Origin of the sequence: Citrobacter sp. RHBSTW-00017 (genome assembly GCF_013797615.1) — a bacterium.
Classification (GTDB): domain Bacteria; phylum Pseudomonadota; class Gammaproteobacteria; order Enterobacterales; family Enterobacteriaceae; genus Citrobacter; species Citrobacter braakii.
In genome coordinates, this window is sequence record NZ_CP056899.1 from 2,652,855 (window position 1) to 2,672,641 (window position 19,787).

Consider the following 19,787-nt stretch of genomic DNA (forward strand, 5'->3'; position numbering starts at 1 on the left):
CCGCCGTCCCGTCTATAGTATTAACTGAGGGTTTGCTGTTAAAAATCATAATTCCCCACCAGAGTGTGATATGCATAAAACCATTGCTGTGTTACTGGGTTCAATTTGTTTACTTCCTGTCGTTGCGCATGCGGACCAGCCTGCAACGGCCAGCGCTGAAGCAGAAAACGTAAAAACGCTGTTTTTTGGTCATGACGATCGCATAAAAGTGACTGACCCAACGCAATCTCCTTGGGACGCTATCGGGCAACTGGAAACCGCCAGCGGTAACCTGTGTACTGCCACGCTCATTTCACCACGACTGGCACTGACTGCCGGACACTGCTTACTCACCCCCCCGAAAGGCAAGCCGGATAAAGCCGTGGCATTACGCTTCGTGTCGAAAAAGGGTGTCTGGCGCTACGAGATCCACGGCATTGAAGGACGGGTAGATCCCTCGCTCGGAAAACGTTTAAAAGCCGATGGCGATGGCTGGATTGTGCCGCCTTCCGCGGCCCCGTGGGATTTTGGTCTGGTGGTGCTGCGTTACCCACCTTCTGGCATCACACCGCTGCCATTATTTGAAGGTGATAAAGCGGCATTAACCGCGGCGCTGAAAACCGCAGATCGTAAAGTTACGCAGTCGGGTTACCCGGAAGATCATCTCGATGACTTGTACACGCATCAGGATTGCGTGGTGACCGGTTGGGCGCAGAATACCGTTTTGTCGCACCAGTGCGACACACTCCCAGGCGACAGCGGTTCACCATTGATGTTGAAGACAGATACTGGCTGGCAGTTGATTGGTGTACAAAGCTCCGCTCCGGCGGCGAAAGATCGCTGGCGGGCCGATAATCGCGCCATATCCGTGACCGGTTTTCGCGATAAGCTGGATGAGTTGGCGAACGAATAACCTATGCTGCCCGTAGTAACGGGCAGCACTGAGATCAGGCAAGTTTAATCATCACCATTCCGGCAAGCAGCAGCGCCAAACCGATCCAGCCTTTATGATTCAGGCGCTGACCAAACAATACCCAACCTGCCGCTAACGTCGCGGCAATCCCGAAGCCGCCCCACAAGGCGTAGGCAACAGAAAGGTCGATACCTTTTACCGCCTGGGACAGCGCGCTAAAGGCCGCTAACACGGCTGCCAGCGACAGCACGCCATAAGTCTTGCGGCGAAACCCATCTGAAAATTTCAAAAAGACGTTAGCGACGATTTCGAGCACAATGGCTATGCCAAGCCATGCGCCGTGAACCCACTCAAACTGCTGCATGGCTCACCTCTCTGCCCGCCTTTGTCGGTTTTCGTGTACCGGATTTAATCAGCACAATACCTAACACCAGCGAGACCAGTCCAGCCACCTTCATCGTGGACAAGGTTTCGTCAAATAACAGCACGCTGAACAGCGTAATAAATAAAATACCGATACCTTCCCATAAGGCATAGGCCACACCAAGGGCAATTTTTTTAACGGCAAAACTGAGAAAAATATACGATAAGGCAATCATTACCAGCATTAAAATAAAGCCCGAATTACCATGGCCGACACTTGCCCATTTCATTGACAGCGTACCAGTAATTTCAGCCGCGATGGCCAGACCTAATAATATCCAGTAAAACATAATGCTTCTCCTGCTTGAGAATATAGTCCTTTGGGCCTACTGCATGCAGTAAACCAAAAAATAAAATTAGTTAGCTCAGCGCACAGCGCCAGCTCAGGCAGAAGAAGGGACTAAAGCGCGTTGCGCCAGTGTTGCTCACCCGCAAGCAAGAAAGTGGAGGAGGTACGAAGAAGTGAAGGTAAACGCAAAAACATCCTGAACATATTGTCCATAATATTACAATTATCCGCAGTGTTGCTTCTCATCATCGCGGATGATAATTGTCCTCGGTAGTTAAACACAGATGATTTGTACCATAGCTTCAATGCGAACTCAAAGTCTTTTCACTTCTTTACCTGCCCCATTTGATTTTTGTTATAACGGCTCGACGCAAATCACATTATTATTCAGATTCAAAAATGAAAAATGCAGGAATACACATGGCGAAACCGATCATCACGCTTAACGGCCTAAAAATAGTCATTATGCTGGGCATGCTGGTTATCATCCTGAGCGGCATCCGCGTTGCCGCAGATATCATCGTCCCATTTATTCTGGCGTTATTTATTGCCGTCGTGCTTAACCCCGTGGTGCAGCGGATGGTCAAACTTCGCATACCGCGCGTAATAGCGGTATCATTGCTCATTGTTATTATTGTGATGCTAATGGTGTTGCTATTAGCGTATTTAGGTACATCCTTAAACGAGCTTGCGCGAACGCTGCCGCAGTATCGCTCTTCACTGGTTATCCCACTCAAAAACCTTGAGCCGTGGTTACAGCGCGCAGGGATCGGCGTTTCCGTAGATGAACTCGTCAAATATATCGACCCGAACGCGGCAATGACGCTGGTGACCAATTTACTGGCGCAGTTGTCTAATGCCATGTCATCGATATTTTTACTGCTGTTGACGGTGGTTTTTATGCTGCTGGAAGTACCGCAGTTACCCAACAAACTCAAACAAATGATGAGTCGTCCCATTGAGGGAATGGCGGCGATTCAACGCGCCATCGACAGCGTTTCCCACTATCTGGTGCTCAAAACGGCGATCAGCATTGTGACCGGGCTGGTAGCCTGGGGCATGCTCGCCGCACTCGACGTGCGTTTCGCCTTTGTCTGGGGACTGCTGGCCTTTGCACTCAACTATATTCCTAATATCGGTTCGGTGCTGGCCGCCATTCCCCCTATTGCTCAGGTGCTGGTATTTAGCGGCCTTTATGACGCCCTGGTGGTTTTGGCAGGTTATCTGGTCATTAACCTGGTGTTCGGAAATATCCTCGAACCACGGATCATGGGGCGTGGACTTGGGTTGTCTACGCTGGTGGTGTTTCTGTCATTAATCTTCTGGGGCTGGTTACTGGGGCCTGTCGGGATGCTGCTTTCTGTGCCGCTGACCATCATCGTGAAAATCGCGCTTGAGCAAACCAACGGCGGTCAAAGCATTGCCGTGTTGCTGAGCGATCTCAATAAAGAGTGAATTCGCCCCGCCATTGCGGGCATTTTTATCGTTTAGCGCGTAGCACGTAGCGCCAGAACGGCGCTACACAACGTAAATAACGCAATTATCCAGGCCATAGTCCATGGTGTTCCGTCGCTGAAGGCGGCCAGCAGCAATGACGAGATAATGCCGCTACCGTATTGTAACGCGCCAATCAGCGCGGAGGCTGAACCGGCGATGCTCGGTACTGCGTCCAGCGCAGCAGCGGTTGAAGTAGCAGCAATAATGCCATTCATTGAGAAAAACAGAAAAACGGTGATGATAATGGCTTCAACGCCACCTGACTCCAGCTTAACCAGCACCGCAAGCGCCACTGCAGCCAGCGCCGCCAGCATCGTCGCATACTTTAGCAGTTGCTCCAGAGAATGCCGTTGCACCAGACGACGGTTTACTACGCTCATGACCATGACTCCGACAATATTGAGCGCAAACAGCCAGCCGTAATGCTGTGGTTCAACATGATAATAGCTAATATAAACAAACGGCGAACCGGTAATAAACGCATACGCGGCAACGTAATAACACGTCAGGCTCAGGGTGTAGCGCATAAAACGTCCATTGGCGAATAGCGAACGATAATTACGAAATGCGCCAGCTAAAGAAGCTTTCACCCGTTTCTCTTCCGGCAATGTTTCCGGCAGCCAGTTTAAGGAGATAAACATCAGCGCTCCTATCACCGCCAGCAGCCAAAAAACAGAGTGCCAGGTGCTCAGGCGAATAATTTGTCCGCCAATCAACGGTCCTGCTATTGGCGCAATCGCCATGACCAGCACCAGAGTTGAAAGCATTTGCGCCGCGCGAGTACGTGCAAAGAGATCGCGGATCATCGCCCGCGCCAGCATAGGTCCGGTACAGGCCCCAAACGCCTGAAAAACTCGCCAGAAAACAATTTGCGTAATACTCGTGGACATCGCACATCCTGCGGAGCCGATGATAAAAAGCACCATGCCAATTAACAGCGGTTTACGCCGTCCCAGATGATCGCTTATCGGCCCCCAAATCAATTGCGCAATGGCGAAACCTACCAAAAAACCGGTGATCGTCAGTTCTACATTGCCATGTAAATCCTCTGCCATTGTCGGCATTGCCGGAAGATAAATGTCGGTGGAAAGCGAGGCAAAGGCCATCAGGCCACTGAGGATCAGAATAAAAGTAAGACCAGTCTGGCTTGCTATAGCCGCCGACGAGGCATGTTTACGTGTACGCATAGCGCCCTGTTATGTTCTAAAAAGTCAGGAAGCAGTATATACACGGCGTTTTACGGTGATTAGACGGTTAAAACCGTATGGGTTTATGAGTGGTAATCATGAATAGCGGAGTATTAAAAAAACGGCCTCCGCAGAGGCCGTCTTGGTTTGCGCTGACGATTACAGCGCTTTCAGGATCGCATCCACGCTGGCTTTGGCATCGCCAAACAGCATATGGGTGTTTTCTTTAAAGAACAGCGGATTCTGCACGCCAGCATAGCCGGTGTTCATAGAACGTTTGAACACGATAACGTTCTGCGCTTTCCATACTTCCAGCACCGGCATACCGGCGATTGGGCTACGCGGATCGTCCTGTGCCGCCGGGTTTACCGTATCGTTGGCGCCAATCACCAGCACGGTATCGGTATCGGCGAAATCATCATTGATTTCATCCATTTCCAGCACGATGTCATAGGGTACTTTGGCTTCCGCCAGCAGTACGTTCATATGACCTGGCAAGCGCCCTGCTACCGGGTGAATACCAAAGCGTACCTTGATGCCGCGCGCGCGCAATTTCTCGGTGATTTCAGCGACCGGATATTGCGCCTGTGCCACGGCCATGCCATAGCCCGGGGTGATTATCACGGAGTGCGAGTTCTTCAGCATTTCTGCCGTGTCTTCCGCATTAATCTCACGATGCTCACCGACTTCTTCATCAGACCCCGTAGAAGAACCGTCAGAACCAAAGCCACCGGCAATCACGCTGATAAACGAACGGTTCATCGCCTTACACATGATGTAAGACAGGATCGCACCGGAAGAACCGACCAGCGCACCGGTGACGATCAGCAGATCGTTGCTGAGCATAAAGCCCGCCGCCGCCGCCGCCCATCCTGAATAGGAGTTAAGCATTGAAACGACGACCGGCATATCCGCACCGCCGATGGACGCCACCAGATGCCAACCAAAGGCTAACGCAATAATGGTCATCACCAGCAGCGCCAGAACCTGCAGACCCACGCTTTCGGTACGAACAAACACCACCAGCAGCAGGAAAGAAACAACCAGCGCCGCCAGGTTCATTTTGTGACGATTCGGCAGCATCAGCGGTTTAGAGGAGATCTTACCGCGCAGTTTGCCAAACGCCACCACGGAACCGGTAAAGGTCACCGCACCGATGAAGATACCAAGGAACACTTCCGTCAGGTGAATGTTCACCAGAATCGGTTCCAGGCCCGTGTCGTGATACAGGTAGCTGTTGAAACCCACCAGTACCGCCGCCAGACCGACGAAGCTGTGCAGAATCGCCACCAGCTCCGGCATCTCGGTCATCTCGACTTTCTTCGCCAGACGAATACCAATCGCGCCGCCGATGATCATCGCCACCAGGATCCACGCAACGTTGCCGGTCTCCGGGCCAAAAATCGTGGCAATCAGCGCAATCGCCATCCCGGCGATACCGTAGTTGTTACCCTGTTGAGAGGTTTCGTGTTTCGAAAGCCCCGCCAGGCTGAAAATAAACAGGATCGCGGCAACAATGTATGCAGCTGTAACTAATCCTCCAGACATATGTTACCCCTTAGTTTTTCCGGAACATTTTCAGCATGCGCTGAGTCACGGTGAAGCCACCGAAAATATTAATGCTGGCAATAAGCACCGCGATAAAGCTCAGGAAACTCACCCAGCCACCCTGGCCAATTTGCAATAACGCCCCGACAACGATGATCCCGGAGATAGCGTTCGTCACGGACATCAGCGGAGTGTGTAGCGCGTGCGACACATTCCAGACCACGTAGTAACCCACTACACAGGAAAGCGCGAACACCGTAAAGTGCCCCAGGAACTCTTTCGGCGCGACATCAGCAAGCCAGCCAAACAGTATGACGACCAGTGCCATCAACGCATATTTGCGCCACGGTGAGGCCGGTTTTTTCTCTTCTTTCGGCGCGGGCGCGGCTTTTGGCGCAGCCTGCGGCTGAGCAGAAACCTGGATCGGCGGCGCAGGCCAGGTGATTTCACCCTCGCGAACCACCGTAACGCCACGTACGACTACGTCGTCAAAATCGACGGTGATATTGCCGTCTTTCTCTTTGCACAACAGCTTGAGCAGGTTAACGAGGTTCGTGCCATAAAGCTGGGAAGACTGCGTCGGCAGTCGGCCTGGCAGATCGGTATAACCAATAACCTTCACCCCGTTCTCGGTGGTGGTCACCTGGTTAGGCACGGTGTATTCGCAGTTACCGCCGTTTTGCGCGGCGAGATCGACAATCACGCTGCCCGCCTTCATCGAATCGACCATTTCACGGGTGATCAGTTTCGGTGCCGGTTTGCCCGGAATCAACGCGGTGGTAACGATAATATCAACGTCTTTCGCCTGCGCGGCGAAGAGCGCCATTTCGGCTTTGATGAACGCTTCGGACATCACCTTGGCGTAACCGTCGCCGCTGCCGGCCTCTTCTTTAAAGTCCAGTTCGAGGAACTCAGCGCCCATACTCTGAACTTGTTCTTTCACTTCCGGACGGGTGTCAAAAGCACGAACGATAGCGCCCAGGCTGTTTGCCGCACCGATAGCTGCCAGACCAGCTACACCCGCACCAATCACCATGACCTTGGCAGGTGGAACCTTGCCCGCGGCGGTGATCTGGCCGGTGAAGAAGCGGCCAAATTCATGAGCGGCTTCAACAATGGCACGATACCCGGCGATATTCGCCATCGAGCTTAAGGCATCCAGCGACTGCGCGCGCGAAATACGCGGCACGGAGTCCATCGCCATAACCGTCACGTTGCGCTCTGCCAGCTTCTGCAACAGCTCAGGGTTTTGCGCGGGCCAAAGAAAACTCACCAGCGTCGTGCCCGGGTTAAGCAACGGGATTTCCGCCTCTTCCGGCGCGTTGACCTTCAGGATGATCTCTGACTGCCAGACGGCATTTCCGTCAACAATTTCTGCGCCTGCTTGTACAAACGCCTTATCGTCAAAACTTGCCAGTTGACCTGCACCGCTTTCAACCGCGACGCTGAAACCCAACTTAAGCAGCTGCTCAACCGTCTTCGGCGTAGCTGCGACGCGGGTTTCATTGGTTAACCGTTCTCTTGGTATGCCAATTCGCATAATGTTCCCTTCCATCTGTATTTGTGATGATGGTTTATCAATGTTCGCACGAGGCATGCGCGCACTCTCGAAAGAGGTCAGTGTTACCCCAATAAAATAAAACAGTAACAAACTCTGTATAACCTACTGAAAATGACGCCTGTGATCTAGCGCCAAAAAACAGTATTTATTATGAAATTCGCGAAATAGAGATGAATCGAACCGCTGGCAGATAAAATACCCTAAAAATAGCCCACAAAGGCTGATAATTCGCTCAAGCGAAGCGGCAAAACATGATTACGTGCCTGCCAAAAACAATTGATTAACATTAAATTAACTTATGAAATTCAACTGCTTTATCAGTTTTGGTCGCCAAACGCCGAAATTTTCGACATATCACAAAATGTTATCTGTGTTGTTACGTCACGTGGCACGATGAGTGAAAAATGACGCAGACACTGACACAATTTAAATGCAATAATCAGCGACGTTTCTAGTCAATAACAATACCAGTACCTGGTTTGCGCAAGGCGAAGGATTATTTTTATGAAGCTTAAGAACACTCTCCTGGCGTCCGCACTTATTTCTGCGACTGCTTTTTCTGTAAATGCAGCGACAGAATTGACGCCGGAGCAAGCGGCTGCCCTGAAACCCTATGACCGCATTGTGGTTACCGGTCGTTTTAATGCTATCGGTGACGCGGTGACCGCCGTATCACGCCGTGCAGATAAAGACGGTGCAGCCTCCTTTTATGTTGTTGATACCTCAGATTTTGGCAGCGGCGGTAACTGGCGCGTTGTAGCCGACATCTATAAAGCCGATGCTGAAAAAGCGGAAGCGTCCAAAAACCGTGTCATTAACGGCGTTATGGAATTACCGAAAGATCAAGCCGTTCTGATAGAACCATTCGATACCGTTACGGTGCAGGGTTTCTACCGCAGCCAGCCTGAAGTGAACGATGCCATCACCAAAGCAGCGAAAGAGAAAGGCGCTTACTCCTTCTACATCGTGCGCCAGGTCGATGCCAACCAGGGCGGCAACCAGCGTATTACCGCATTTATCTATAAAGCTGATGCGAAAAAACGCGTAGTACAAAGCCCTGATGCGATCCCAGCAGATTCAGATGCCGGACGTGCCGCATTAGCTGCCGGTGGCGAAGCCGCGAAGAAAGTTGAGATCCCAGGCGTTGCGACTACCGCGTCTCCGAGCGCTGAAGTCGGTCGTTTCTTCGAAACGCAATCCACCAAAGGTGGGCGTTACACTGTCACGCTCCCAGATGGAACCAAAGTTGAAGAACTGAACAAAGCAACCGCCGCTATGATGGTGCCGTTCGACAGCATCAAGTTCACCGGTAACTATGGCAACATGACTGAAATCTCTTACCAGGTTGCCAAACGCGCAGCGAAGAAAGGCGCTAAGTATTATCACATCACCCGGCAGTGGTCTGAACGTGGTAATAACATGACCATCAGCGCTGACCTGTATAAGTAATACTCAGTACCTTATCAGGTCTACAGCCTTGTAGACCTGATAATTTCCCGCCATCCTCCCCTCGGGCGAAACAAAAACAGCAGTATTAAGACTACTTTTCACACTATTAGTCACAAATCTCTCTATCCCCATTGCATGCGTTCTCTTCTCTCCGTAAAATCCCGCGCCTTAGTGGCTTTCACCATTTTTATGCGGTTTGCCAAAATAATTATTCTCTCACTCTCGTTTTTGTCACTGGATACAAATGGAAAAGAAATTGGGTCTGAGCGCACTCACCGCGCTGGTTTTAAGCTCAATGCTCGGCGCTGGTGTTTTCAGCCTGCCACAAAATATGGCGGCGGTAGCAAGCCCGGCTGCATTACTGATTGGTTGGGCGATTACCGGTGCAGGTATCCTTTTGCTCGCCTTTGCCATGCTGATTCTGACGCGTATCCGTCCTGAACTGGATGGCGGCATATTTACCTATGCACGTGAAGGTTTCGGTGAGCTGATTGGCTTTTGCTCCGCGTGGGGATATTGGCTGTGTGCTGTTATCGCTAACGTTTCGTATCTGGTGATTGTTTTCTCTGCGCTCAGCTTCTTTACCGACACGCCGGAGTTACGTCTGTTTGGCGACGGTAATACCTGGCAGTCGATTGTTGGCGCATCGGTGCTGTTGTGGGTGGTCCATTTTCTGGTGCTGCGTGGTGTGCAAACGGCAGCCAGTATTAACCTGGTGGCGACGCTGGCGAAATTACTGCCGCTTGGTCTGTTTATCGTGCTGGCGTTTATGCTGTTTAAGCTCGACACCTTTACCCTCGATTTTACCGGCGTAGCGTTGGGCGTTCCCGTCTGGGAGCAGGTAAAAAACACCATGCTCATCACCCTGTGGGTTTTCATCGGTGTGGAAGGCGCGGTGGTGGTTTCAGCTCGTGCCAGAAACAAACGCGATGTCGGACGCGCTACGCTGCTGGCGGTACTCGCCGCGCTGGGCGTTTATCTGCTTGTCACCCTGCTGTCTCTGGGCGTTGTCGCGCGTCCCGAACTGGCGGAGATCCGCAACCCGTCAATGGCCGGTCTGATGGTGAAAATGATGGGGCCATGGGGGGAAATTATTATTGCCGCAGGCCTGATTGTCTCCGTGTGCGGTGCTTATTTAAGCTGGACGATTATGGCGGCGGAAGTGCCGTTCCTCGCCTCCACGCACAAAGCGTTTCCACGCATTTTTGCGCGGCAGAACGCGCAAGGCGCGCCATCGGCGTCGCTGTGGCTGACCAACATCTGCGTACAGATTTGCCTGGTGCTGATCTGGCTCACAGGTTCCGACTACAATACGTTATTAACCATCGCCTCAGAAATGATTCTGGTGCCCTATTTACTGGTCGGCGCATTTCTGCTGAAAATTGCCACTCGTCCAATTCATAAGGCTGTCGGTATCGGAGCGAGTATTTATGGCATATGGTTATTGTATGCGTCAGGTCCGATGCACCTGCTGCTGTCTGTGGTGCTGTATGCGCCAGGGCTGCTGGTTTTCCTTTATGCCCGTAAAACACACGCGCATGAAAACGTATTAAAACGCCAGGAAATGGCGCTGATCGGCCTGCTGCTTGTTGCTGCTGTTCCGGCGACCTGGATGTTGATGGGGTAACATTGTCCCCATCGTTCGCGACACATGGAGATTACGATGGGTAAAAAACCCCCTTTGCCAATTCTTATCACCGGAGGAGGTCGACGTATCGGCCTCGCCGTCGCATGGCACTTTATTAATCAAAAACAGCCAGTTATCGTTAGCTACCGCACGCATTATCCGGCTATTGATGGCCTGCGAGATGCGGGGGCGCTGTGTATCCAGGCTGATTTTTCCACCGATGAAGGCGTACTGGCCTTTGCGGATGAGGTCAAAGCACAGACGGATGGCCTGCGCGGTATTGTGCATAATGCCAGTGCCTGGCTTGCAGAAAAGCCCGGTGCGCCGTTAACCGAAGTGCTGTCAGCCATGATGCAGATTCACGTCAATACCCCCTACCTGCTCAACCACGCGCTGGAAGGATTGCTGCGCGGGCATGGACACGCGGCCAGCGATATTATCCATTTTACAGATTATGTTGTGGAGCGTGGCAGCGATAAGCACATCGCTTATGCAGCCAGCAAAGCGGCGCTGGACAATATGACCCGCTCGTTCGCGCGCAAACTGGCACCGGAAGTAAAAGTGAACGCGATCGCCCCCTCGCTAATCCTGTTTAACGAGGGTGACGATGCAGAGTATCGTCAGCAGGCATTGAACAAATCACTGATGAAAACAGCGCCGGGTGAAAAAGAGGTCATTGATTTAATTGACTATCTGTTGACCAGCTGTTTTGTCACCGGGCGTAGTTTTGCCCTTGATGGCGGGCGTCATCTGCGTTAGTGCAGTTTAATCCAACAAAAAATAAGCAACCACGCGCTCAGGCCCCAGCACACCACTGAACCGCCGAGCGCAACGGGTAAGCGCATAAATCCGGTGAAATACCACAGCGAAACGAGGTAAACAAAATAGGGAATAATCGACCACATGCTGAAGACAATGGTTGTACGTAACGCTTCGATCCCACGTTCACTGGCCACGATATAGTGGGCAATCAACGCAAAGGTCGGGAACAACGGAATTAATCCGGCAATATAGTAGTTCTTTGTTTTCGCCAGCACACCAATTAACACCACCACCAGCGCACCGAGCGCCGCTTTTATAACGAGTCCCATCACTCTGCCTTAACACATCAATAACATCAGCCCCTAGCATAACGGAAGCGTTCTTGTTTAGAAAAGATTAATGGAAGGAAAAACCGGGGCGGTGTATGTTGGCGTTTTATATTCAAAATGAATGATATGAACACCATCGTATTTGTTGAAGATGATCCCGAAGTTGGCTCGCTGATTGCAGCCTATCTGGCCCGGCATGATATTGAGGTTATCGTTGAGCCTCGAGGTGATTTGGCCGAGGAGAAAATCCTGCAAGTTCAACCCGATTTGGTGTTATTAGATATCATGCTGCCGGGCAAAGATGGGATGACTATCTGCCGCGATTTACGCGGACGCTGGCAGGGTCCAATTGTCCTGCTCACCTCGCTGGACAGCGATATGAACCATATTCTGGCGCTGGAAATGGGTGCCTGTGACTATATTCTGAAGACAACGCCGCCAGCAGTGCTGCTTGCTCGCCTGCGTCTGCATCTGCGCCAGAATGAACATTCAGTCCAGTCTAAAGGCATTCAGGCGGCAACCATCACGCCGCACACGACGCTGCGCTTTGGCACACTCACTATCGACCCAACCAATCGTTCCGTGCTGCTCGGCGGCGAGCAAGTCTCTCTTTCCACCGCAGATTTTGAATTACTGTGGGAGCTGGCAACCCATGCCGGGCAAATTATGGACCGCGATGCGCTGCTGAAGAACCTGCGCGGCGTAAGTTATGACGGCATGGATCGCAGCGTTGATGTCGCGATTTCCCGGTTACGCAAAAAACTGCTCGATAACGCGACTGAACCCTATCGAATCAAAACGGTGCGCAACAAAGGTTATCTGTTCGCACCGCACGCCTGGGACGATGAACCTCAAATGTAATCCCTCCGGGCCGACCATTATACGTTACACCGTCACTTTTAATATCATCCAGATTTGGGTGATGAAGATGGTGAGTATCATCACCGCGAATTAGTCAGCCCTCAAGTAAGATCCAAGCCTTCCCTTTCACGGAAGGCTTTCTTTTGTGTCAACTAAACGTCTGCCCGTCGTATTTTTTCCAACGGTAATTTACTGCAGAAATAATCCAGCAGCCGATAAAGACGCCAATAATCGCAAACCCGACATTCCCCATATGGTCACTCAACTCGCTGACGGTATCCCACAAACCTCCCTGGAGCGAAAATGCGTCAGAGAGAAGCCCCAGCGCCTCCAGCCCGCCAATAAAAAGCGCAACAATTACCGAGGTCCCGGTGATGGTCATATTGTAATAGAGCTTACGCTGCGGCTTATTGAATGCCCATCCGTAGGCCTCAACCATCAGGATACTGTCAAGGCAGTCAATCAGCGCCATGCCGCAGGTAAACAGCGTCGGGAACACGAGAATTGACCACACCGACATGCCACTGGACGCGCTTGAAGCAGAAATTCCGAGCAGAGAAATTTCAGTAGCGGTATCAAAACCCAGGCCAAACAAAAAGCCGACAAAATACATATGCCAGTCTTTGCCTACCAGCCGAAACGCCGAGCGGAAAAGCCAGTTCAGCGGGCCTGAAACTGTCATTTCCTCTGTGGTGCCATCGTAAGTACCGGTGCGTTTTAGATGACGAAAAGCCTTCCAGACATGACAGAATATAACGAGATTAATGGTAGCCAGAATCAGCAGAAATACGGCAGAGACCGTGGTACCTATCAGACCGCCGACATTCTGAAACCATGCCATGTGTTGCTTAAACACGCTGGTGGTCAACGCAATGCCAATGCTTGCCAGTACCACAATGGTGGAATGCCCCAGGGAAAACCAGGCTCCCGTCGTCAGGGCGCGTTTTTTCTGCTGCATAAGTTTGCGCGTAGCGCTATCTATCGCGGCGATATGATCGGCATCAACAGCATGGCGCAAACCATAGCACCATGCGATCAGACTAAGCGCCAGTAACGACGTGTTGTTGCTAAACGCGGTGAAAGCCCACAGCCACGCCACGATGTTTGCCCCGATGAGTAAGACCATCAACAAAATAATGTTCGGGCGTTTTTTTAATAATAAAAACAATGCGTTCATTGCTCACAGCCTGTCAAATTTGCGCTAAAAAACACACTACACCGCCGTTCACTGATTGATTAATAAAACATTTACCAGGCTAATGATAACTCTAAAGAATTACCAGCCCAGTGTCGTAGATCAAAATTGATTACCCCCAAAAGCGAGTTCCGCGCTCGCTAACTCTGCGATGCGCAGGGGTATCGTGGCGCAGTCTCCTTCTTGCAGAAACCAGGCAGACGACAACCCACACCAGGCAATAATCCACATCAGCAAACGCTGCCGTTCAATCCTCGCGATTTCAGACACAATATTTACCCGTTGTGCGAATATTTCTGGCTCAATGGCGACAGGTTTGGTGGGGTCGGCAAGATCGGGATTAGTAAAAATATTGGCGTAATCAAAGCCACGCTCGCCCACCAGCCCTTTAGGATCGATAGCCAGCCATCCTTTCGTTCCGAAATCAAGAATATTGCCGTGGTGTAAGTCACCGTGCAATACGACTTCATTCTGGGGAGAGGAGAGCAATACGTTTGCCACCTCTGCACAATGCGTCAGGATGCCGCCATGCTTTTTCGCGGCAGGAGCCAGATCGCGAAACCAATAAAGCAGCGGTGTTAACGCAGGCGTTGACGCATTCCGGGGGAGATGGAGTCGACTGGCTGCATGGCAAATAATGCGACAGGCCTGCGCATCATTGCCGGACCAGGACATGTCCGCTAAAGACCCCGCCCCGGTTGCACGTTCTAACAGAATCGCCCCTGCTGCATGAGCAAGCACTTTCGCAGCACCATTCCCGTTCCACCAGACCATTAGTTTGCAGCCGTTTCGTTCACTGTCATCATCGGTGAGTTTGAGTATGGCTTTCTGACCATCTTTGGTCACCACGGGCAAAAGCTGTGATGTGTGCGTCTCAAGCGGTTGGCCATCAGGAGTAAGTCCCCAACGGCTGAGCCAGGTGTTGAACAGACTAATTTCCAAACATTATCCTCATTTTTCGCCGGAAATGACCCTCGACAGGGACGGTGTAGACATTATTCCTGCTTTCTGCTGGTTGGGCCACAACGACCCACGCTCACCATCACTGGCTTATCGTGTAGAGCACTAAAGGGCACACCCTTGCGTATCGGTGTGCCATGCTGACTGTGTTTTTTCAATAGAGGAAGACACGATGATCACGTTATGCAAAGCCTGTGGAACATCCTATGAGGTGGCAGACGCCCTTCCTGAACATTGCGAAATCTGCCAGGACGAACGTCAGTATGTTCCCGCGACCGGGCAGGAATGGGTCGATTTTGCCGCACTTTGTGCTTCGCACACAAATAAGTGGCGGCAACATGACAGTACCCTCCTCAGCATCCGCACCGTTCCTGGTTTTGCAATTGATCAACGGGCGTTTATTCTGCGTACTCCGGAAGGCAATATTTTATGGGACTGCATTGCCACACTCGACGACGCCACAAAAATGCTAATAACGTCCCTGGGCGGGCTTAAGGCCATCGCGATTTCGCATCCTCATTACTACACCACCATGCAAGACTGGGCTGACGAATTTAACGCTCCCATTTATCTCCATGCCAACGACCGCAAGTGGGTAATGCGCGACAGCCCGTGGATTAAATTTTGGGATGGCGACACCCTGGAACTGACACGCGACGTCAGTGTGATACGCCTCGGCGGACACTTTGCTGGCGGCTGCGTTCTGCACTGGGCGCGAGATGAAGGCGTGGTGCTTTCCGGCGATATCGTTCAGGTCACCCCTGGGGCGCATGCCGTCTCCTTTATGTGGAGCTACCCCAATATGTTGCCACTGCCAGCCGCAACGGTCAGCGACATTACCCACCGCCTGAGTACGGTGAAATTTAAGCAACTCTATGGCGCGTTTGAAGGGAAAGACATAACGAAAAATGCCGATGACATCGTGCAGCGCTCAGGTGAAAAGTACGTTTCCTGTCTCAAGTAAGCAGGCTGCCTGTCACTGACGTTCACCAGGATGAAATGGGATAGAAATGATAGGCCGCTCCGATGACAGACACATTCACTATCACACTGATAATGAAATAGGTTTTGAATGGCTGTTTTTGTGTTTTATGGCGAAAGAGTTGTTGAGCGGCTATCGCGCCACCCCACCCGCCAACAACGCCAAACAGCAGCAAAGTGGACTCCGGCACTCGGCGCCAGGCCCTGCGCGCTGCCATTTTATCCGCACCGTACATTGCCAACGTCAGTATGTTGGCGAGCAAAAACCATATAACAAAGGGATGCGAGGTGAAAATGCAGCCTAACGCTGCGAAAATGAGTAGTAAATAACAACAGCGATTGAAATTCATATTTTTATATCACAGCAATTTTGAGAGTATCGGTGAGCATTATATTATGTATTCGGTGATTTTTTATGAAGAAGCTGTTTGTACAGTTTTATCTCCTGCTGTTTGTCTGCTTTCTGGTGATGACCCTGCTGGTCGGCCTGGTCTATAAATTCACCGCAGAGCGCGCAGGCAGACAATCGCTCGACGATTTAATGAAAAGCTCGTTATACCTGATGCGCAGCGAGCTTCGCGAGATCCCGCCACGTGACTGGGGTAAAACGCTGAAGGAGATGGATTTGAACCTCTCCTTTGACCTGCGCGTTGAACCGTTAAATAAGTACACGCTGGACGTTCAAACAATGCAACGTTTGCGCGAAGGCGATATCGTGGCGCTTGACGATCAGTACACATTTATTCAACGGATCCCACGCAGCCATTACGTGCTGGCCGTCGGCCCGCTTCCCTATCTCTATTTTCTCCATCAAATGCGCTTGCTGGACATCGCGTTGATGGCGTTTATTGCTATCTCGCTGGCCTTTCCGGTACTTATCTGGATGCGTCCGCACTGGCAGGAAATGCTGCGACTGGAAGCTGCTGCACAGCGTTTTGGGGAAGGACATCTGGGCGAACGCCTCCATTTTGACAGCGGTTCCAGCTTTGAGCGATTGGGTATCGCGTTTAACCAGATGGCAGACAATATCAATGCGCTAATCGCCAGTAAGAAACAACTTATCGATGGCATTGCCCATGAGCTTCGGACCCCACTGGTACGCCTACGTTATCGTCTGGAAATGAGTGATAACCTCACCGCGCAGGAATCCCAGGCGCTGAATCGCGATATTGGCCAACTGGAAGGGTTAATCGAAGAATTACTGACCTATGCCCGGCTGGACCGTCCGCAAAATGAACTGAAGCTCAGCGTACCGGATCTGGCCGTTTGGCTGACAACCCATCTGGAGGATGTGCAAAGCGTAAACCCTGAGCGTGCGGTGCGCTTACGCCATCTTAATATTGGCGACTACGGCGCGCTGGATATGCGCCTGATGGAGCGCGTACTGGATAATCTACTGAATAACGCCCTGCGCTATTGCCAGTCTACGGTGCAAGCGAGCCTGTTATTGAATGGCAATCAGGCGACGCTGGTTGTGGAAGATGACGGTCCCGGTATTGCTCCAGACGCCCGCGAACAGGTTTTTGAACCGTTTGTACGCCTTGACCCCAGCCGTGACCGGGCGACCGGTGGTTGCGGGCTTGGGCTAGCCATTGTTCACTCGATCGCATTGGCTATGGGCGGTACGGTCGTCTGTGATGAAAGTGAACTCGGCGGCGCCCGCTTTTGTTTCAGTTGGCCCGTCTGGCATAACATTCCTGAAATTTCAGCTGCCTGACCCATTCGGCTCGGTGGTCAAATGGTGTAGGTTGTGCTATAAAAAAGTATGTTGTAACTAAAATGGTAAATCTATGGCCCGTTACGATCTCGTCGACCGCCTGAACGGCACCTTCCGCCAGATGGAGCAAGAGCTGGCGCTTCTGAACGACAATCTGTTGCAGCAGACGCTGCTGATTGCGCGCGTCTTCTCGTTACCGGAAGTGGCTAAAGAGGCAGAGCATGCCCCACTGCAGAACATTGATGTTAAGCAACATTTAGGTAAAGAGGCTGAAACGCTGGCGCTACGCCACTATCGTCATCTGTTTATCCAGCAACAGTCCGAGAATCGTAGCAGCAAAGCGGCCGTCCGCCTGCCAGGCGTACTGTGTTACCAGGTAGATAACGCAGCTCAGCGCGCTCTGGAAGAGCAAATACAGCGTATTAACCAGCTAAAAACCACCTTCGAGCGCATTGTCACGGTGGAATCAGGGCTGGCACCGGCAGCGCGTTTTGAATGGGTGCATCGCCACCTGCCGGGACTGATTACGCTGAATGCCTATCGTACGCTCACCCTTGTCAGAGAGCCTGCCACCCTGCGATTTGGCTGGGCCAACAAACACATTATTAAAAATCTGAAACGCGATGAAGTACTACAGCAACTGGAAAAAAGCCTGACGTCGCCGCGCAGCGTACATCCCTGGACGCGGGAAGAGTGGCAGGCGAAGCTTGAACGGGAATATCAGGATGTCGCCGCCCTGGGCCAGCAGGCGCGCCTGAAGATTAAACGGCCGGTAAAAGTGCAGCCCATCGCCCGCGTCTGGTACAAAGGAGAACAAAAGCAGGTGCAATATGCCTGCCCGACGCCCTTGATCGCGTTGCTCAACAATGAAAACGGCATGACCGTACCAGATATCGGCGAGTTACTGAATTATGATGCCGATAATGTTCAGCATCGTTTTAAACCTCAGGCGCAGCCGTTGAGATTGATTATTCCCCGGCTGCACCTGTACGTTGCGGATTAACTGCCTGGCCGCATACTGCCAACCATCAGTTCCGGACGTACCCAGCTGTCAAACTCCGCTTCGGTTAGATACCCCAGCGCCAGGGCGGAGGCTTTTAACGTCAGCCCCTCTTTGTGCGCCTTTTTGGCAATTTCAGCGGCTTTATCATAACCGATATGGGTATTGAGCGCGGTCACCAGCATTAGCGACTCGTTGAGCAGTTGATCGATTCGTTCACGATTAGGCTCGATTCCTGTCGCGCAGTGCTCGTTAAAGCTTTCCATACCGTCAGCCAGCAGACGCACCGACTGCAGGAAATTGTGGATGACCATTGGTCGGTAAACGTTGAGCTCAAAATTACCTGACGCTCCGCCCATGTTGATGGCGACATCGTTGCCCATTACCTGACAGCAAAGCATGGTCAGCGCTTCACACTGGGTAGGATTGACCTTACCCGGCATAATGGAGCTGCCCGGTTCATTTTCAGGAATCGAAATTTCGCCAATCCCGCAACGTGGACCGGATGCCAGCCAGCGCACATCGTTGGCGATTTTCATCAGCGATGCCGCCAACCCTTTTAGCGCGCCGTGGGCGTGAACCAGTGCATCGCAGGTAGCTAGCGCTTCAAATTTATTCGGTGCGGTAACGAACGGCGCACAGGTAATGTCCCGCAATTCATCCGCGACCCGACGGGCATATTCCGGATGCGTGTTCAGTCCGGTCCCTACCGCGGTTCCCCCCAGCGCCAGTTCCGCCACGTGGGGTAAGCTGTTTTCAATGTGTCTGAGGTTATGTTCAAGCATTGCCACCCAGCCGGAAATCTCCTGGCCAAGCGTAAGCGGGGTTGCATCTTGCAGATGTGTACGACCGATTTTGACGATATCCGCGAAAGCGTGTGATTTATCACTGAGCGTTTTAGTTAACACATTTAACTGTGGGATCAGTGAGTTACGCAGCGCCAGCAGCGCGGCAACGTGCATTGCGGTCGGGAACACATCATTCGAGCTTTGGCTTTTATTGACATCATCGTTGGGGTGAACTTTCCGTTCCATCCCCCGCACGCCGCCCAGCAACTCGCTGGCCCGGTTTGCCAGCACCTCGTTCATGTTCATATTGCTTTGTGTTCCTGACCCGGTTTGCCAGATGGCCAGCGGAAACTCATCGCGGTGTTTATCCGCCAACACCTCATCTGCGGCCTGCATAATAGCCCTGGCTTTATCCTCCGCCAGCAGCCCGAGATCCTGGTTAACCTTTGCTGCAGCGCGTTTCGTCAGCGCCAGCGCATGGATCAGCGAGACCGGCATTTTCTCCGTAGAGATACGAAAATGCTCCAGCGAACGTTGGGTTTGCGCGCCCCAAAGCTTATCGGCTGGAACATCAATCGCCCCCATTGAATCATTCTCGCGGCGTACCGTTACCATTACCTGCTCCTTACATTAACAATTGATTAGGTTATGTTTCGACATTGCCCATTTGCATCGGTCTTATGAGTATTAACGAGGATTAATCTGTCGTTTGGTGGTTCGT

Annotated in this window: 19 protein-coding genes; 9 read left to right on the forward strand and 10 right to left on the reverse strand. The window is 51.8% G+C overall.

Going from position 1 to position 19,787, the window contains the following annotated elements; all coding sequences use genetic code 11:
• Positions 1-70 precede the first annotated feature (70 nt).
• Positions 71-892, forward strand: coding sequence for a serine protease (locus HV037_RS12805; protein WP_016156459.1), 822 nt, complete (start codon positions 71-73; stop codon positions 890-892).
• 34 nt (positions 893-926) lie between these two features.
• Here the strand turns inward: HV037_RS12805 and mdtI are convergent, their stop codons facing one another.
• Together mdtI and mdtJ are read right to left on the reverse strand one after the other, a co-directional pair.
• The gene (gene mdtI / locus HV037_RS12810; protein ID WP_016153035.1) at positions 927-1,256 is read right to left on the reverse strand and encodes a multidrug/spermidine efflux SMR transporter subunit MdtI; all 330 of its coding nucleotides are present in this window, start codon (positions 1,254-1,256) and stop codon (positions 927-929) included.
• Positions 1,243-1,608 carry a multidrug/spermidine efflux SMR transporter subunit MdtJ gene (mdtJ, locus tag HV037_RS12815; RefSeq protein WP_161623250.1) on the reverse strand — a complete coding sequence of 122 codons (366 nt, stop codon included), beginning with the start codon at positions 1,606-1,608 and terminating at the stop codon, positions 1,243-1,245. Before mdtJ ends, mdtI begins: the two co-directional genes overlap by 14 nt.
• Before the next feature lie 416 nt (positions 1,609-2,024).
• Here mdtJ and HV037_RS12820 point away from each other — a divergent pair, with 416 nt between their 5' ends.
• The gene (locus HV037_RS12820; RefSeq protein ID WP_016156458.1) at positions 2,025-3,059 is read left to right on the forward strand and encodes an AI-2E family transporter; all 1,035 of its coding nucleotides are present in this window, start codon (positions 2,025-2,027) and stop codon (positions 3,057-3,059) included.
• Positions 3,060-3,091: 32 nt separating this feature from the next.
• Here HV037_RS12820 and HV037_RS12825 read toward each other — a convergent pair whose 3' ends face one another.
• The 3 genes from HV037_RS12825 to pntA form a co-directional block, all read right to left on the reverse strand.
• Positions 3,092-4,288: a multidrug effflux MFS transporter gene (locus tag HV037_RS12825; RefSeq protein WP_103283836.1), complete on the reverse strand. Its 1,197-nt coding sequence runs from the start codon at positions 4,286-4,288 to the stop codon at positions 3,092-3,094.
• 159 nt (positions 4,289-4,447) lie between these two features.
• Entirely contained in the window at positions 4,448-5,836 is a 1,389-nt protein-coding gene (gene pntB / locus HV037_RS12830; RefSeq protein ID WP_016153031.1) for a Re/Si-specific NAD(P)(+) transhydrogenase subunit beta, read from the reverse strand.
• A gap of 10 nt (positions 5,837-5,846) precedes the next feature.
• Positions 5,847-7,376: a Re/Si-specific NAD(P)(+) transhydrogenase subunit alpha gene (gene pntA / locus HV037_RS12835; RefSeq protein WP_029139532.1), complete on the reverse strand. Its 1,530-nt coding sequence runs from the start codon at positions 7,374-7,376 to the stop codon at positions 5,847-5,849.
• A 525-nt stretch (positions 7,377-7,901) separates the two neighbouring features.
• Here pntA and ydgH point away from each other — a divergent pair.
• The 3 genes from ydgH to folM all read left to right on the forward strand — a co-directional run bounded on the left by ydgH (position 7,902) and on the right by folM (position 11,232).
• Positions 7,902-8,846, forward strand: coding sequence for a DUF1471 family protein YdgH (gene ydgH / locus HV037_RS12840; protein ID WP_016156455.1), 945 nt, complete (start codon positions 7,902-7,904; stop codon positions 8,844-8,846).
• Between the two features lie 244 nt (positions 8,847-9,090).
• Positions 9,091-10,473: an amino acid permease gene (locus HV037_RS12845; RefSeq protein WP_016153028.1), complete on the forward strand. Its 1,383-nt coding sequence runs from the start codon at positions 9,091-9,093 to the stop codon at positions 10,471-10,473.
• 36 nt (positions 10,474-10,509) lie between these two features.
• A complete protein-coding gene (folM, locus tag HV037_RS12850) occupies positions 10,510-11,232 on the forward strand; it encodes a dihydromonapterin reductase (RefSeq protein WP_019076752.1) in 723 nt (240 codons plus the stop codon).
• Here folM and HV037_RS12855 read toward each other — a convergent pair.
• Positions 11,229-11,564 (reverse strand): GlpM family protein, encoded by a 336-nt coding sequence (locus tag HV037_RS12855; RefSeq protein WP_016153026.1) that lies wholly within the window; start codon positions 11,562-11,564, stop codon positions 11,229-11,231. The two genes, folM and HV037_RS12855, sit on opposite strands and share 4 nt — an antisense overlap.
• Before the next feature lie 117 nt (positions 11,565-11,681).
• On the opposite strand from HV037_RS12855, the gene rstA reads away from it, so the two are divergent.
• Positions 11,682-12,425: a two-component system response regulator RstA gene (rstA, locus tag HV037_RS12860; protein WP_016153025.1), complete on the forward strand. Its 744-nt coding sequence runs from the start codon at positions 11,682-11,684 to the stop codon at positions 12,423-12,425.
• A gap of 148 nt (positions 12,426-12,573) precedes the next feature.
• On the opposite strand, the gene HV037_RS12865 is transcribed toward rstA, so the two are convergent.
• Both HV037_RS12865 and HV037_RS12870 read right to left on the reverse strand, forming a co-directional pair.
• Complete coding sequence (locus HV037_RS12865) at positions 12,574-13,602, reverse strand: HoxN/HupN/NixA family nickel/cobalt transporter (RefSeq protein WP_103283837.1); 1,029 nt, start codon at positions 13,600-13,602, stop codon at positions 12,574-12,576.
• 120 nt (positions 13,603-13,722) lie between these two features.
• Entirely contained in the window at positions 13,723-14,562 is an 840-nt protein-coding gene (locus HV037_RS12870) for an aminoglycoside phosphotransferase family protein (RefSeq protein WP_103283838.1), read from the reverse strand.
• A 190-nt stretch (positions 14,563-14,752) separates the two neighbouring features.
• Here HV037_RS12870 and HV037_RS12875 point away from each other — a divergent pair, with 190 nt between their 5' ends.
• Entirely contained in the window at positions 14,753-15,544 is a 792-nt protein-coding gene (locus HV037_RS12875) for an MBL fold metallo-hydrolase (RefSeq protein WP_103283839.1), read from the forward strand.
• 22 nt (positions 15,545-15,566) lie between these two features.
• Here the strand turns inward: HV037_RS12875 and HV037_RS12880 are convergent, their stop codons facing one another.
• Positions 15,567-15,911, reverse strand: a complete 345-nt coding sequence (locus HV037_RS12880; RefSeq protein WP_049041453.1) for a DUF1294 domain-containing protein — start codon at positions 15,909-15,911, stop codon at positions 15,567-15,569.
• Between the two features lie 65 nt (positions 15,912-15,976).
• Between HV037_RS12880 and rstB the strand changes: the two genes are divergently transcribed.
• Together rstB and tus are read left to right on the forward strand one after the other, a co-directional pair.
• Positions 15,977-17,278, forward strand: coding sequence for a two-component system sensor histidine kinase RstB (rstB, locus tag HV037_RS12885; protein WP_016153020.1), 1,302 nt, complete (start codon positions 15,977-15,979; stop codon positions 17,276-17,278).
• A gap of 73 nt (positions 17,279-17,351) precedes the next feature.
• The gene (gene tus / locus HV037_RS12890) at positions 17,352-18,281 is read left to right on the forward strand and encodes a DNA replication terminus site-binding protein (protein ID WP_019076745.1); all 930 of its coding nucleotides are present in this window, start codon (positions 17,352-17,354) and stop codon (positions 18,279-18,281) included.
• On the opposite strand, the gene fumC is transcribed toward tus, so the two are convergent.
• Positions 18,278-19,681, reverse strand: a complete 1,404-nt coding sequence (fumC, locus tag HV037_RS12895) for a class II fumarate hydratase (protein WP_016153018.1) — start codon at positions 19,679-19,681, stop codon at positions 18,278-18,280. The genes tus and fumC overlap by 4 nt on opposite strands.
• Positions 19,682-19,787: the final 106 nt, after the last annotated feature.

What these genes read in the sequence shown, in the direction of transcription:
- HV037_RS12805 (WP_016156459.1), top strand. Translation starts at nt 71, where the DNA reads ATGCATAAAACCATTGCTGTGTTACTGGGTTCAATTTGTTTACTTCCT.
- mdtI (WP_016153035.1), bottom strand. Translation starts at nt 1,256, where the DNA reads ATGCAGCAGTTTGAGTGGGTTCACGGCGCATGGCTTGGCATAGCCATT.
- HV037_RS12820 (WP_016156458.1), top strand. Translation starts at nt 2,025, where the DNA reads ATGGCGAAACCGATCATCACGCTTAACGGCCTAAAAATAGTCATTATG.
- HV037_RS12825 (WP_103283836.1), bottom strand. Translation starts at nt 4,288, where the DNA reads ATGCGTACACGTAAACATGCCTCGTCGGCGGCTATAGCAAGCCAGACT.
- pntB (WP_016153031.1), bottom strand. Translation starts at nt 5,836, where the DNA reads ATGTCTGGAGGATTAGTTACAGCTGCATACATTGTTGCCGCGATCCTG.
- pntA (WP_029139532.1), bottom strand. Translation starts at nt 7,376, where the DNA reads ATGCGAATTGGCATACCAAGAGAACGGTTAACCAATGAAACCCGCGTC.
- ydgH (WP_016156455.1), top strand. Translation starts at nt 7,902, where the DNA reads ATGAAGCTTAAGAACACTCTCCTGGCGTCCGCACTTATTTCTGCGACT.
- HV037_RS12845 (WP_016153028.1), top strand. Translation starts at nt 9,091, where the DNA reads ATGGAAAAGAAATTGGGTCTGAGCGCACTCACCGCGCTGGTTTTAAGC.
- folM (WP_019076752.1), top strand. Translation starts at nt 10,510, where the DNA reads ATGGGTAAAAAACCCCCTTTGCCAATTCTTATCACCGGAGGAGGTCGA.
- HV037_RS12855 (WP_016153026.1), bottom strand. Translation starts at nt 11,564, where the DNA reads ATGGGACTCGTTATAAAAGCGGCGCTCGGTGCGCTGGTGGTGGTGTTA.
- rstA (WP_016153025.1), top strand. Translation starts at nt 11,682, where the DNA reads ATGAATGATATGAACACCATCGTATTTGTTGAAGATGATCCCGAAGTT.
- HV037_RS12865 (WP_103283837.1), bottom strand. Translation starts at nt 13,602, where the DNA reads ATGAACGCATTGTTTTTATTATTAAAAAAACGCCCGAACATTATTTTG.
- HV037_RS12875 (WP_103283839.1), top strand. Translation starts at nt 14,753, where the DNA reads ATGATCACGTTATGCAAAGCCTGTGGAACATCCTATGAGGTGGCAGAC.
- HV037_RS12880 (WP_049041453.1), bottom strand. Translation starts at nt 15,911, where the DNA reads ATGAATTTCAATCGCTGTTGTTATTTACTACTCATTTTCGCAGCGTTA.
- rstB (WP_016153020.1), top strand. Translation starts at nt 15,977, where the DNA reads ATGAAGAAGCTGTTTGTACAGTTTTATCTCCTGCTGTTTGTCTGCTTT.
- tus (WP_019076745.1), top strand. Translation starts at nt 17,352, where the DNA reads ATGGCCCGTTACGATCTCGTCGACCGCCTGAACGGCACCTTCCGCCAG.
- fumC (WP_016153018.1), bottom strand. Translation starts at nt 19,681, where the DNA reads ATGGTAACGGTACGCCGCGAGAATGATTCAATGGGGGCGATTGATGTT.